The organism is Paenibacillus sp. YSY-4.3 (genome assembly GCF_054767475.1).
Genome location: NZ_BAABMC010000001.1, coordinates 1,290,179 through 1,304,091, shown reverse-complemented (window position 1 = coordinate 1,304,091; position 13,913 = coordinate 1,290,179). Strand labels below are relative to the sequence as shown.

13 protein-coding genes are annotated in these 13,913 nt (G+C 48.3%); 5 read left to right on the top strand and 8 right to left on the bottom strand.

Annotated features, from left to right (window positions below; all coding sequences use genetic code 11):
- Window positions 1-25: 25 nt before the first annotated feature.
- Window positions 26-877: a VOC family protein gene (locus tag ACYUJT_RS06080; RefSeq protein WP_460319518.1), complete on the bottom strand. Its 852-nt coding sequence runs from the start codon at window positions 875-877 to the stop codon at window positions 26-28.
- A gap of 14 nt (window positions 878-891) precedes the next feature.
- Window positions 892-1,299 (bottom strand): DoxX family protein, encoded by a 408-nt coding sequence (locus ACYUJT_RS06075; protein ID WP_460319517.1) that lies wholly within the window; start codon window positions 1,297-1,299, stop codon window positions 892-894.
- Window positions 1,300-1,487: 188 nt separating this feature from the next.
- On the opposite strand from ACYUJT_RS06075, the gene ACYUJT_RS06070 reads away from it, so the two are divergent.
- Window positions 1,488-1,796 carry a winged helix-turn-helix transcriptional regulator gene (locus ACYUJT_RS06070; RefSeq protein WP_460319516.1) on the top strand — a complete coding sequence of 103 codons (309 nt, stop codon included), beginning with the start codon at window positions 1,488-1,490 and terminating at the stop codon, window positions 1,794-1,796.
- 69 nt (window positions 1,797-1,865) lie between these two features.
- Here ACYUJT_RS06070 and ACYUJT_RS06065 read toward each other — a convergent pair whose 3' ends face one another.
- Window positions 1,866-2,726: a VOC family protein gene (locus ACYUJT_RS06065; RefSeq protein ID WP_460319515.1), complete on the bottom strand. Its 861-nt coding sequence runs from the start codon at window positions 2,724-2,726 to the stop codon at window positions 1,866-1,868.
- A gap of 229 nt (window positions 2,727-2,955) precedes the next feature.
- Between ACYUJT_RS06065 and ACYUJT_RS06060 the strand changes: the two genes are divergently transcribed.
- Window positions 2,956-4,134, top strand: a complete 1,179-nt coding sequence (locus ACYUJT_RS06060; protein ID WP_460319514.1) for a copper amine oxidase N-terminal domain-containing protein — start codon at window positions 2,956-2,958, stop codon at window positions 4,132-4,134.
- A 76-nt stretch (window positions 4,135-4,210) separates the two neighbouring features.
- On the opposite strand, the gene ACYUJT_RS06055 is transcribed toward ACYUJT_RS06060, so the two are convergent.
- Together ACYUJT_RS06055 and thrC are read right to left on the bottom strand one after the other, a co-directional pair.
- Complete coding sequence (locus ACYUJT_RS06055; protein ID WP_460319513.1) at window positions 4,211-5,806, bottom strand: Ig-like domain-containing protein; 1,596 nt, start codon at window positions 5,804-5,806, stop codon at window positions 4,211-4,213.
- Window positions 5,807-5,985: 179 nt separating this feature from the next.
- A complete protein-coding gene (gene thrC, locus ACYUJT_RS06050) occupies window positions 5,986-7,293 on the bottom strand; it encodes a threonine synthase (protein WP_460319512.1) in 1,308 nt (435 codons plus the stop codon).
- Between the two features lie 127 nt (window positions 7,294-7,420).
- Between thrC and ACYUJT_RS06045 the strand changes: the two genes are divergently transcribed.
- Window positions 7,421-8,320 carry a LysR family transcriptional regulator gene (locus ACYUJT_RS06045; RefSeq protein ID WP_460319511.1) on the top strand — a complete coding sequence of 300 codons (900 nt, stop codon included), beginning with the start codon at window positions 7,421-7,423 and terminating at the stop codon, window positions 8,318-8,320.
- Between the two features lie 34 nt (window positions 8,321-8,354).
- On the opposite strand, the gene aroC is transcribed toward ACYUJT_RS06045, so the two are convergent.
- Entirely contained in the window at window positions 8,355-9,410 is a 1,056-nt protein-coding gene (aroC, locus tag ACYUJT_RS06040; protein ID WP_460319510.1) for a chorismate synthase, read from the bottom strand.
- A gap of 176 nt (window positions 9,411-9,586) precedes the next feature.
- On the opposite strand from aroC, the gene ACYUJT_RS06035 reads away from it, so the two are divergent.
- Both ACYUJT_RS06035 and ACYUJT_RS06030 read left to right on the top strand, forming a co-directional pair.
- Entirely contained in the window at window positions 9,587-10,489 is a 903-nt protein-coding gene (locus tag ACYUJT_RS06035) for a LysR family transcriptional regulator (protein WP_460319509.1), read from the top strand.
- Window positions 10,490-10,566: 77 nt separating this feature from the next.
- A complete protein-coding gene (locus ACYUJT_RS06030) occupies window positions 10,567-10,734 on the top strand; it encodes a hypothetical protein (RefSeq protein ID WP_460319508.1) in 168 nt (55 codons plus the stop codon).
- Window positions 10,735-10,843: 109 nt separating this feature from the next.
- Here the strand turns inward: ACYUJT_RS06030 and ACYUJT_RS06025 are convergent, their stop codons facing one another.
- Both ACYUJT_RS06025 and ACYUJT_RS06020 read right to left on the bottom strand, forming a co-directional pair.
- Window positions 10,844-12,247 (bottom strand): Ig-like domain-containing protein, encoded by a 1,404-nt coding sequence (locus ACYUJT_RS06025; RefSeq protein WP_460319507.1) that lies wholly within the window; start codon window positions 12,245-12,247, stop codon window positions 10,844-10,846.
- A 42-nt stretch (window positions 12,248-12,289) separates the two neighbouring features.
- Window positions 12,290-13,873, bottom strand: coding sequence for an Ig-like domain-containing protein (locus tag ACYUJT_RS06020; protein ID WP_460319505.1), 1,584 nt, complete (start codon window positions 13,871-13,873; stop codon window positions 12,290-12,292).
- Window positions 13,874-13,913 lie beyond the last annotated feature (40 nt).

Genomic DNA, 13,913 nt, shown 5'->3' with positions numbered 1-13,913 from the left:
ACGCCTCCAGTAAGCCCTTCTTGAATTAGACCAGCAAAAGAATACGGTTCCCCGATGGATCGGCTGTAGCGAATGCGCCATTTTCCTCTGTAACGGAGGCACCTATATTTCTTAGATTCGCGATGACATGCTCTCGCGCTGCAGCATTGGGATACATTAATGTAAATGATTTGAGACCAGCACTGTTCTCAGCTGGACGGGGTGCACCCACACCATTCCATGTATTTAATCCAATATGGTGATGGTATTTACCCGTAGAAATGAACAGCGCCTGCGCCCCATATCGGTTTACGATCTCGAATCCAAGTCCTTTAACATAAAATTCTTCCGTCCGATGCAATTCAGATACATGCAAATGGATATGCCCCATCACCGTATCCGCCGGCAAACCTTCCCATGCTATATTCTGATCGATTCCCGAAAGGAGGTCGTTAAAATTCAAAGGATCCACGGCCATTTCCACTTCACCGTTATTCCATGCCCATTCCAAAGGATCACGGTCTCTGTAAATTTCAATCCCATTTCCATCCGGATCCGATAGGTAAAGGGCTTCACTGACAAGATGATCGGATGAACCGATTCTTAGCCCTAGATGAGCGAAATGCTGAACGATGCGCGTCAAATCTGAGCGGCTAGGCAAGAGCAATGCAAAATGGTACAGGCCTGTGGTCTTTCCGTGCATCTGCACGACGTTATCAGGTTGTTCAATGGACAGCAAAACCGTCTTTCCATCTGCGGTCAAGTTCGCCGTTTTTTCTGTCTGATCCAGCACCTTAAAGCCGATGACTTCCTTATAAAATTTCAGCGCACGTTCTAAATTTTGAACTTTAAGATTTACTTGCCCGACATAAACATTGGGTTCGCGGTGAAAACTCATCATACATCCCCCTTTTAATCTTTTTTCGTCCGGAAAAGAATATTGTCTAATGCCAAGAAGGATTTACTTTTCAAAGCGAGATAAACGGAAATTACAAGTAAAATCAAATCTAGCTCATATCCAGCCATTTGCCCATTGCCAAGGAATCCTGCGGCAAGTTTTACTTTAAAGATTGCACCCGCCATGATGATCGCGAATAAACCAGCGACAACCTTTGTTCCAAGTCCTAATACCATTGCAATGCCACCTAACAATTCAATTAGCGCTACAACATAAGCAGCAAAACCGGGCAACCCCAAGCTTTCGAAAAAGGCCGCAGTATTGGCAATTCCACCTTGGAATTTGTCAAACCCATGTATCAAGAATGTGATACCTAAACTCAACCTCAACAATATCAAACCCAACTCTTCTTTTCTTACCATTGACTAAACACTCCTTCATCATGATGCCAACCGAATAAACCGGAAAACAAAGCCTCCATTTATCAGTCAGTTACTTTATGTAAGTAATTATATTTATATAACCAGCATACGTCAAGTGTGTAATTATGTAAAAGTAATGATTGAACTTGTGGAAAGTGATATACTAAGGATATAAGGAGGAGATTCGATTGGATAAATCAATTTGTCCGGGATTTGAACAAGCGATGGGTTTATTAAGCCAAAGATGGACTGGATTGATTATTTATCAGTTATTATCTGGCCCACAGCGCTTTTGTAATATTGAAACAGCAATCGGGATAAGCGGCAAAGTGCTTTCAGATAGATTGAAGGATTTAGAGAACGAGGGAATAGTCAAAAGAGAAATTTATCCGGAAACTCCTGTGCGGATTGAATATTCATTAACAGATAAAGGTTTAGCATTTGAACCCATTTTTAGTGAAATAGAAAAATTTTCTCAACATTGGCTAAAAGCATAATTAATAACTAAAACACCGAAGCTCAGGAACGAACAGCTTCCTGGTCCTCAGTGTTTTTTCGTTAGTGAATTAGTATCCTTTTACAATTAATTGTGTTTGGATACCGAAAGGATCATTTACTGCAATGGCATTTTCTACGCGTTCGAACACTATCCCTGCTTCTTTAATCCGTGCTTCCACCTCGGCCAGCGCCTGCTGGTCAGGAAAAGTTACGGTGTAATACGCCAAGCCGGTAGCATCGGCAGCCGCTGGCGGGGCTCCCGCGCCTGCCCAGGTGTTAAGCCCAATATGGTGATGGTAGCCGCCTGCGGAAATGAACAAAGCAGCCGTGCCGTAATGGGCGGTAATTTCGAAGCCTAGCACATCGCAGTAAAACCGCTTCGCCTGCTGCAAATCACCTACATGGAAATGGACATGCCCGATCACCGTATTAGCGGGAAGCCCCTGCCACTGTGCCTGTTCGGAAATATGCAGCAGCCCCTCGATATCTACGGGATCTGTCGTCATCACATACTCCCCGTTAGCACTGCGCTGCCAGGTTTCCCGCGGACGATCCGCATATATTTCTATTCCGTTATTGTCCGGATCATTCAGATATAAAGCTTCACTTACAAGGTGATCGCCCTGCCCGACTGCAATATTGTGCTTGGCCAAATTACGCAGCGCCAAGCCAAGCGACACTCTGTCCGGTAATAAAAGGGCAAAATGGTAAAGGCCGGAGGAGCGGCTTGCCGATATGCGGTACTCGGCATTTGCTTCCAGGATAACCAGCGCATGGCGGCCATCGGCAGTAAGCTCGGCTACATTGCCCTCTTGCTTCAATAGTTTCAGCCCAATCACCTCTTCATAGAAAACGATTGAGCGCTCTAAATTTTGTACCTTCAAACGTACCAGGCCAATTTCAGCCTGCGGGTGAATAATTTGTGCCATGTGTAGGCCCCCTTCCAGTCTAAGTATATACTCAATAAACTTGTAATCATATCAGTTACAATTGTTGTAATCAGTATAGTTACACTTAAACTAATTGTCAACAACCACCTTTCAACGTATTACAGCAAGGTCGAGTAACGTGGTTTAGCATGCATGCCGCAACTTTTTTCCAGCCCATTCGTCCAAATGTATGATGCTATATTAACCAATCGATGGAAGGAAGAACCCCATGAACATCACAAAACGAGCTTCAGCTAAAATCGTAATGCTCGGACTGGCGGCCATGTTGTCCATCACCCCGATCGCCTTTTCGTCGGCTTCAGCTACAACGGCAGCGGCAAGCAGCACCAATTCGAAATCGAGTATCAAACTGGTGTTCAACGGCCAGGAATATTCGCCTTCGTCCGCGCCACTCTTTTACAAAGACTCGGTCTATTTGCCGCTCAGGGATATCGGCGAACTACTGGGCAGCGTCGTATTCTGGAACGCAAAGGAGCACAGCGTGACGATGACGTATCCAGATCGCAAAGTGACTATGAAACTAAATGCTTCAAGCGCTATCGTCAACGAAACAACGGTGAAGCTTAATTCTCCAGTCATCGTGCGCGACGGACGTACATTCGTGCCGATCCGTTTTTTCTCAGAAGCCATAGGAGTTGGAGTAGAATGGAATGCTGCCAAGAGAACGGTAAGCTTATCCCAGCAATCGCCCTATATCCAGGGAATTGCCGTGAACACAAGCATATGGCTGAATCGAAACACAGGCGACTTGTATTTTGCTTATCCGTTTGAGGCAGTGCCGGAACACGTCGGCCAATTGAATGCCGACATTAAAGAATTCGCGACAATCAACGCCTATAGCATGTACAGCAGTAAGCATAACTATATCATTACAGTGGAAGACAATTATGGCGAACCTCACGTCCATACAGATGTGTACACGGCTTTCATTAAAGACAAGCAGATCATCAGACAAAGCAAAGCTTATTACTTCCTGCGTTATGAGAAAAATGCCTTAATGGATCAAGAAGGAAATGCCATTCTTAACGATGGCAAACTACTATCCATCCTTAGCCCAGACGGCCAGGTCATTCGAGAATACGATTTGACTCGGCTTACCGGTAAAGACGAGAACCACTCCGTTTTAGCTGTAAGCTCATCCTATTTGCTAATCCGCCCGAATCTAAGCGGACATCTGACCTTGATCAACTTGAAGGATAACTCAGCAACCCTCCTGTATCAGCAATTTCTGAGCGGTCAAGAACGTGAGTATGCGGAAATGAACGATGTTCCGTATCATGGTGATAATCTTGTCTTCTTGGGTGAGAACAGGGATGGCAATCTGCAATTCGAGAATCGCAGTCCATATCATAACCATAGTACAAAATTCGTATACAACCTGAATTAAACGTAAAAGAACCGGGTTTCCCCGGTTCTTCCTCATTGGCATTATGGATAGCTAGGCGGTATAACATTAGCGACTATCAATATACATCAACAATTGCCGCTGACTCTATGCCGTTATAAGTCACCTTCAATGCTGTTCGACCTACCTTCAACCCAATGATGTGGCCATCCTCTATCCGAGCGACGGAGGGATCGCTAACCTCAAAATTGCTTTCAGCTGTAACATTTTCGAGCTTGTTGCCTTCCTGATAGTATACAATTAAATCCAAGGGTTCGCCGATGTTAACACTGTATTCTGCAGAGTCCAATAGAACAGCCGTGTATGTCCGTACAACGAAGACAGTTGCTTCTGCCGAAATGTTGTTAAATACCGCTCGAACTTTCGTTTGGCCAAGACGATGGCTCGTCAGATTACCATCCTCATCAATAGTGACGATAGACTCATCATCAGAAGTATAAACAGCTTGCCCGGAGACATTGCTCTTTACACCCCCATATACGGCAGTGACTACCGTATCCAGCGTTTGCCCTGCAACTAGCGAGTAAGCGTTAGAGTCAAAGCTCAGGCCATCTTCCAAAGGAGCTTCCCCATTCGCCCCTTTGAACTTCAACAGCTTTTGACCCGCAATTACAGCGGCTCCTCCGTCGGTTGTAGGAGCCAACTTGATTAATCCGCTCAACGTTCGCTGCCACTGAATATTCCCATTTTCCTCCACCTTATAAATACCTTCTGTCGTACCTACCAGATAGCCGCCATCCGCTGCTTCCTCAAGGGATTTCACTTCTCCTTTAAAAGAAAGCGAGAGATATAGCTCCGTCTCGTCTGAGGCTGTATTTTTAATGAGTACAACTTCATTCGTTTCGGCATCCGTGGCAAAGATGACGTATCCTCCATCATCCGTTGCAAGCGCCGCTCCGCTAAGAAGCCCTTGATATTCCTGCGATCCCAGGATCTGACCCTCTGCATCGAGCCGCCATACGTATTGATTTCTTTCGTAACCGTAATGTCCATCCACCAGGTAGCTTCCATCCATCAATTCAATCAGTCTGTCGGAATAATATCCGAAACTCACAAATGTATCGGCGAGCTTGGTTGACCATATCGTTTCTCCTTGAACCGTAACTTTGCCGGCGAAGGCTCTGTCATGAGGAGTAAACCAGCCCCCCAAATTATTGGCATATAGGATCCCTCCATCCTTCGCGAGCCGAATATCTGGAAAACTCGGAGAGGTACCGCCAGTGTACTGGCTATACTCCACACTGTTACCTTCGGCATCAAATTTTTCGATATAAAACGGGCTGTTCCGTTCCCTCCCCAATCCAACTGAGCCGCCAATGAAGTATTCACCGTCCGGTGTAGTGGTGCCAGCTCCTGGATTATATGATCGGCCGGGAACAGAGTTTGCCTCATGAAATTTCTCCCAGTATAAATAACCTTCTGCGTCGGTCTTAGCTAAATACAAGTCAAAGCTTTGATTATGAACACCAATCAGGGAATATCCGTCCTCCGTTTGCTTCACATCGATGAATCGAATGTCCTTACTTAAAGTCCGTTCCCACTCCAATACAAATTCGTTGCTTGCAGCGGCAGCCCCCCCTGCAGGAAGAACAACGGCGAGGAGCATAATAGTTAGCAGCCAAGCAATCCATTTGCGATTAAGGCGTTTATTCATATATCATTCCTCCAGTAGAATAGAATATTTGAATTAAGTAGAACGCCTGCTGTCTATTAAAAATATTGATGCTCAGTACAAATGAATCTCCGTATTGGCTCGTATTTTACCACCTCCAGGTTCAACTTATATAATTAGACTACGAATCACACTGGAAGTTTCACCATAATTTCCCATATTTATATAAGTTTTGAGTACTCTCTTACCGATTTAAATGTTAGCGCGTTTCTGATGACTTCTGGTGATAAAAGCTCTCCTCCGGGCATATGCGCGATTGCCCCGCTATAGAGCTCTTCCAGCGCATCGGCGTCTTTGAGCATATGCCCGGTTAATATCGCCGCAGCTGTCTCGTCTTTATCGATTGTTCCGTCTGCCTTAAGCTTCTTCAATCCGGCAAGCGTGGCCGCAGAGGCCGGCTCACAGCCGATTCCGCTGCGGTCAATGACCCGCTTGGCCAGCATAATTTCTTCATCGCTGACCGCTGCCGTCACCCCTCCCGTCAGTTCCAGTGCAGCCAGAGCCTTCCGCCAGCTTGGCGGATTGCCGATGTTCATGGCACTGGCTCTGGTGTGCGGATAAGGCTCAGGTACAAGCATATTCCCTTTTTGCTCTACCATCCGATGAAAGGGGCTGGCGCCTTCAGCCTGTACAAGCAATATGCGCGGCAGCTTATCGATCATGCCGAGGCGCCATAAATCGGCCAATCCTTTGCCAAGCGCGGACACATTGCTGAGAGCCCCCCCGGGAATCGCAATCCAGTCCGGCATTTTCCATTGCAGTTGCTGTGCCAGCTCATAGACGATGCTCTTCTGTCCTTCGATCCGGTAGGGATTCAGGGAATTGCAAACATACAGTCCAAGCGCGTCGCCCCATTTTTCCAAGAAGACAATGCCGTCGTCGTACGTGCCGTCAAACCGAATCACCTGTGCGCCGTAGGCAGTGGTCTGATTAATTTTTGCCGGAGAGATATTGCTGGAAGGCGCGATGACAAGAGATGTACTCCCGCTCCAAGCTGCGTACATCGCCAGCGATGCCGAGGTATTTCCAGTGGATGAGCAGGCAAATACGTTTTTTCCTAAAGATAACCCATGCGATACGGCCGCGACCATGCCATTGTCCTTGAAGGAACCGCTCGGATTCTCGCTCTGCGCCTTCAGCCTCAACTCTCTAATTCCTGCATACGCTGCACAGGCCTGTGAAAGATATAGTCCCGTGTTGCCCTCCCCTCTTGTCGTTAATGCTGTCTCAGGCAACTCTGGAGCAATCAGCTCTTTATATCTCCACACCCCGCTGGCATATACGGTTCCGCGCTCCTGAAAAAGCCTTTGTTCAAAAAGCCGCTGTAACCGCTCGCCGTCCAAGCCGCTTAAGTCGCGCCACAGCTCGAGAATTCCGCCGCAATCGCAGCGAATGCGCCACTGCCCATTGATTTCAGCTCCACATTCGAGGCAGCGCAGCACGTAATCCTGATTGATTCCGTTCCCCATTTAAACCTCTCCTTACTTCCCATTGTTTTGTGTAGATAAGACTACAATAACGGATAGCACGAAATAAAAATAATATATATAATTTAAGAATAGATAAATAATGTTTATACAAGAAAGGACAAGTTCCATGAATATCCATGCTCTGCGCATTTTTCATGAAATTTCTCGGGCTGGAGGAGTGAGCAAGGCAGCGGAGAAGCTCAATATCAGCCAACCGGCAGTGACGATGCAGCTTCGCAAGCTAGAGAAGGAATTACATATGCGCTTAACGCGCTTGGAAGGTAGAAATGTGGTGTTGACCGATGCGGGGAAATGGCTGGCAGCACAAGCTGACAGGCTATTTGCTCTCGAGGCCGAAATCGACAAACAGTGTGTCGCCTACAAGCGGGGGATTATCGGCAGTTTGAAAATTTCAGCCACCTATTTGCCAGCGAACTATTTGCTCCCTGACTGGCTTGCGCAATACCAGCGGACACACGCCGCAGTGGAAATCAGCATGGTATCGGGAAATGTGCAGTTTGCAGTAGACAAGCTGCTTCGTTACGAAACCGATATGGCCTGGATCGGCGGCTCGCATCAGCAGCTTCCGGCGAACATCGACTTCATCCCGGTCCATGAAGACGAATTATGGTTCGTAGCACAGCATGATCATCCCCTTGCCGGACGAAGTGTTTCTCCCGTCGAGCTGTTCGCCTCCCCTTTTATATTAAGGGAACCCGGGAGCTATACGCTCCAGGCGCTGATGTCGCTCTGCCAGGCAGCAGAAATACCCGAACCGCTGCCCGCGGTTCGGGTAAATGGGCCCCAAGAGGCTCTGCGCGCTGCGCTCGCCGGTCTTGGAATTACGTTCATATCGGCCATGGAGGCCCGCTCGTACGTAAATAGCGGTGTTCTAGTGCGCATCGAGGCAGGCGGTCTCAAGGCCAGCAACGTTATCTCTTGCTGCGTGCGCTCAGGCGACCCTCTGCCTCCGCAAGCCCAAGCTTTCCTGGAGCTGGCTTTGCACGCCTCCCCAACGAAAGCTTAGTAACTATGCTCACAAGAGGTTAAGCCATTTCTGCTTATCCAAGCATCGCGGCTTGCCGTTTGTAATGATCCTCAAGCACGAGGCAAGCCATCGCTTCGACCACCGGAATAATTCGCGGGCAAATGCTCGGGTCATGTCTGCCCTCCGTAATGATTTGCTGCTCTTCGCCCCGGATATTCATCGTTTGCTGCGGGACAGAAATCGACGAGGTCGGCTTAACGACGATACGGAACACGATTTCGTTGCCATTACTGATTCCGCCGAGAATACCGCCAGCATTATTGGTCAAAAATCCGGAGGCATTCATCTCATCGTTATGCTCGCTGCCCAGCATGTCCGCTGCGGCAAAGCCCGCACCGAACTCAATGCCTTTAACGGCACCGATGGAGAGCATTGCCTTGGCCAATTCGGCATCCAGCTTGTCGAAGACAGGCTCGCCCAGCCCGGCCTTCACGCCGCGAATCCGGCATTCGACGATGCCGCCGCAGCTGTCCCCCACGGCTGCAAGCTGTTCCACCCGCTCAATCATCCGCACCGCAGCATCGGGATCGCAGGCCCGCACCGCATTTTGCTCAATGATCTCCTCATTATAGGTCTCACAGCGGATTCCGCCGAGCTCTTTCGTATAAGCTACCACTTGTACGCCGCGATGCTCCAGCAGCTTGCGCGCTACCGCCCCGGCGGCTACTCGGCCCGCCGTCTCCCTCCCGGAAGCCCGTCCACTGCCGCGGTGATCGCGAATCCCGTATTTTTGCAAATACGTGAAATCGGCATGTCCGGGACGAAATGCATTTTGAATATCGCTGTATGCCTCCGGCCTCATATCTTTATTTTCGAGCATGATGAAGAGCGGCGTACCCGTCGTCTTTCCTTCAAACATACCGGATTTAATGCTAATGATGTCATACTCTTTGCGCGGCGTAGTCACCGAGGATTGACCCGGTTTGCGGCGGTCCATCTGCGCTTGAATGTAAGCTTCGGTCAGCTCCACGCCGGGCGTGACCCCATCCACGATGACACCGACGGCCGCCCCATGCGATTCGCCGAACGTCGTGATTTTGAACACTTCTCCAAATGTATTGCCTGCCATATCGATCTCTCCCTCATTCGCTCTATGTTGACAGCTTCTTATACCTCTAATTATAATTTGTTCATTGATATAAATGAAATTCAAAATTTATTCATTTGATATAGATATAATTTATATCATGAATTCGAACTAAATCATAGATAGAAGGTGAAGCGCAAATGGATCCAATGCCTGCAATGAATCAAGTCAACATCGAGCTGTATCGCATTTTCCTGCATACCGCGCGCCTCGGCAACTTGACCAAAGCCGCCCAGCAGCTGCATATCACGCAGCCTTCGGTCAGCTACGCCATCAAACAGCTGGAATCGCGCCTCGACGTTAAATTGTTCGACCGTCTCTCCAAAGGTGTAAAGTTAACACCAGAGGGCAGCGCCTTACTCGAATATGTGGAGCAATCCTTCGCTTTGCTCAAAGCAGGAGAGGATAAAATCGCGAACCTTAAGAAATTATCAAGCGGCGAGCTGCGCGTCGGTGCCAGCGGCCCAATGATCAAGCATCTTCTGCTGCCGGCATTGGATGAGTATCATGGCAGCTATCCCGATGTCAGAATTCGCTTATCCCAAGGAAAGAGCAGCGACATTCACAGCCAGCTTCTTGACGGTCAAATCGATATTGGACTGGTCCATTTGCCGCTCGGCGACGAGAGATTAGTCTCCAATCATCTTATCTCGCAGCAGCATGTTTTCGTCGTCGGTTCTTCCTACCGCCATTTCGCCAGTCAGAAGATTACCGCCAGCGAGTTAAACGATATTCCCCTGCTCTTATTCTCCAAAGACAGCAGCACGCGGCATTTCGTGGAGAAATGGCTGCATGATCTCGGAATCGAAGCCCAGGTCGACATCGAGCTCGGCAGCCTGGATATGCTGATCGAGTTCGCCAAACGCGGATATGGGGCCGCCTTTGTCGCCCGTTCCTTTGCAGCTGAGGAGCTGCGCGATGAAACGCTGTTCGAGCTGCAAATCGCCGAGCCGATCCCCTTGCGCTCCATTTCTGTGGCGACACGCCGGGACGTGTCGTTATCCATCAGTGCAAAGCAGTTTATGGAAGTCCTTATTCATTCGTTGCAATCTTCAGTCTAATCATGTTTGTAATGCCCGGTTAAGGGTAACTATAAATAGGGACAGAATCAATTATGCTGAAAGAAGGAGGCTACCAAATGGATCACCAATCGGAAGATCAAATCCGCAACAAGCTTGACGAGAAAGGCGATTCCTTGGCCGAGAAGAAAAAGATCGAAAGCGGCGTAGATATTGAGCCGCAAGCCGATGAATGGGTAGGCAAGCCTGTGGCGTTTGTCGACGACGACAAATCCGGCGGTAAATAGTCCGCACTCCGACCTCCCCCCTGCATTCAGCAACGTAAAATGCACCCAATGAAGCAGCAACGGAACATCTTGTGATGGTCCATATGCTGCCCCTGGGTGCATTATTTAATTAACGCCCGTCGCTGGAATCCGGCTGCAGCCTGGCTTTAGGAGCGGGCCCATAAACATATACAACTGCGCTTGCCTTCACTCCAGAAGATTCGGCGGTTATCGTCGTCACACCATGACGAAGCCCCGTAATGTTTCCAGCATCATCGATGGAGACAATGTCAGGATCGGCCGAAGCATAGTTTACTAATCCGCTGACATTGCGTACCTCTCCATGACTGTATACAGCGGTTACCACCGTATCGAGCGTTTGACCAATGCTCAGGCTGTAGCTGTCAGAATCATAAGTTAAGGAGTTTATTTTTTCGGATCGCAATGGAGCAGACAACTTGATCATGTTGCCGTATTCTGTGAGCACTATCGTGGCGCCTTCACGAGTAGCCACAACCCGGGTTACCCGCTCAACATCCGTTTTTGCCCACTCCAACATGCCGTCCTCATCCGTCTTTACCGCTCCTTTTACCGTTCCGATCAGATATCCCCCATCATCCAGCTGCTGCACAGAGAGAACCTTGCCCTTCACCCCATAGTTTTGGCTCCATATCGTCTCACCCTGCGCATCCGTAAGCGTTAATGTCGTATCCGTAAAATAATCGGAGGAGGCGATGGCGTAACCGCCATTCTCAAGAGGAATACCTACTGAAGGCTTAACGCTGTTATAACTCTTATTCCAAACCACATCCCCCGTCCCGCTTAAATTCCAAATGTCCAGCTTCCCGCGGTTGCAGCCAATCACGGAATAATAACCATACGGCGACTGCTCAATCGATAACGTATTCATATTCCATAGCTCAATAAAGCTGCCAGTCTTCAGTATCGTTTCCCAAACGGACTGGCCATGCTCATTCAATTTCCCCGTGACGAGGGTCATCGGTTCTCCTGAAATTACTGCAGCGTAAATATAATTCCCGGCGTCATCCTCCCTTATATCGTATAACTCGGCATATCCTACATCCCTGACAAAATCCTTGCTCCATTCCACATCCCCATATACATTGATCTTTGCTACATAAGGAATCCAGTCGAAATAGTAGAATTCCGGATAAGTTCCGCTCAAAATAAACCCGCCATCCCGGGTAGGAACCGCCGATGTGATCGTGACGCGTTTGCCGTTATCCGCGGTTAAGTAAAATGTACGGTTACCCTCAACCAGACCCGCTTCATCCACCTGTGATAGATTCACCGCATCCCTGGATGTAACCCCCGCTAAATCATAACCTCGCTCCGTTTCATTCAAATGAAAGATCTTGGAATAATCGCTGTACTTATAGCTCCACTCCACGCTCGGCTGTTCATTAGACGTAGTCATAGCTTGTAAACCAGTCGGCCACAGGGAAATCATCGCAGCAACAAGGATGCATAGGAACGTTCTTCTGCTGCCCACAGCCATCGCACTGTATTTCATAGCCTCGCCTCCAAATCTAATTACTTCATGGATTCAGCTGCATTAATATACATCAACAATGGCTGTCGTTTCGAGACCGTTATAGCTCGCCGTCAAAGTGATTTTCCCTCGCTTCAAGCCAACAATGTTGCCTTCCTCGTTCACAAATGCAATAGAAGGATCGCTCGTGCTGAATATGCTGTCCCTGGTTACATTTTTCCGGCTGGCTCCTTCCAAATAAGTAACGGCCACATCTATCGGTTCCCCGATATTAACGCTGTATTCGCTGGAATCCAGCTGCAGAGCTTTATATAATTTAAAGACATGCACCTTTGCCTCTGCCACTAAGCCGTCCATAACAGCCCTCACATAAGTTAAGCCCAATTTATGGCCAGTAATGTTTCCGGCGGAATCCACTGAAGCAATCGATTCATCATCTGATGAAAACACGACCTGATCCAAATTCGTGACGACTTTTCTCTCACTGCCATAGACAGCCGTAAGCACTGTGTCCAGCGTCTGCCCTTCAAGAACGCCGTACCCATTTGAATCGAATTCCAGCCTAACTATACTGCCGCCAAGCTTCAATACTTTACTTCCAGCGATAACTGCAGCGCCTCCGTCTGAAGTTGGAATTGCCTCTCGCAATCCGCTAATTCCATAAGACCACTGTACGTCTCCTTGTAAATCCGTCTTATAAACACCTTGCGACGTACCATACAGGAATCCATCACCTTCTGTGGCATACAGAGACAATACCTTTTCATTGGAAGGCATTAAACGAATATAAGCAAATTGGTCATTTGCATTATATTTAAACAGTGAAATGGAATTTTCCCACTGAACCGCAAAAGCATAACCGCCGTCTGCCGTTGCTGCTGCTTTTCCCTCTGGATAGGGGGTTAAATCTATTGTGCTTATGAGCTTACCAGCAGCATCTATTCTCCACAGATAATACTTCCCATCCCGGTTTCCAGATACAACATAACCACCGTGCGCTAATTCTACAATCTGGCTGGCGTGCAGCAGCGGATTTCTTGCCCCGCCGCTGCCAAGACCGCTTCCCCAAATCCGGCCTCCATCAGCATCGAGCTTACCGGCACTGACCTGGAAGAAACCCGAAAGCCAGCCTTCTGTATTATTAGCATACAAATATCCCCCGTCCTTCGACTGATGAATATCATCGAAAGAGGCATGGGCTCCTGATGAGTATTCGATCTTCCATTCTATCGAACCGTCAGGAGTGATCTTTGCGGCATAATAATCGCTGTACCGAGGATGCTCCCCTTGAACTGTAGCACCAAGTATAAATCCGCCGTCCTGCGTAGAACCTGCGGACTCCAGCACGGCGCGCTTGCCGTTTGCGGCAATAAGCTCCAGCTCTTTTTCCCAATAAGGAGTACCGTCTTCATGAAGCTTTGCTAAATATACAAATTTATTATTCTTATTAATGCCGACCACCGAATAGCCTTGCCCGGAATCATACACATCAACCAGTTGTAGGCCGCTCCCCAGATCCCGTTCCCATTCCAGCCTCCCTTGCACTTCGGATGCTGCGGCCTGCCCCGTCGGCAGAGCCCACGCTAGCGTCATGGCTAACAGCATAATGAATATCCTTTGACTCCATAGCACATAAGTAATGTTCATAATTTTCTCCTCCCGAATTTAAGAATATATGACTGTACTC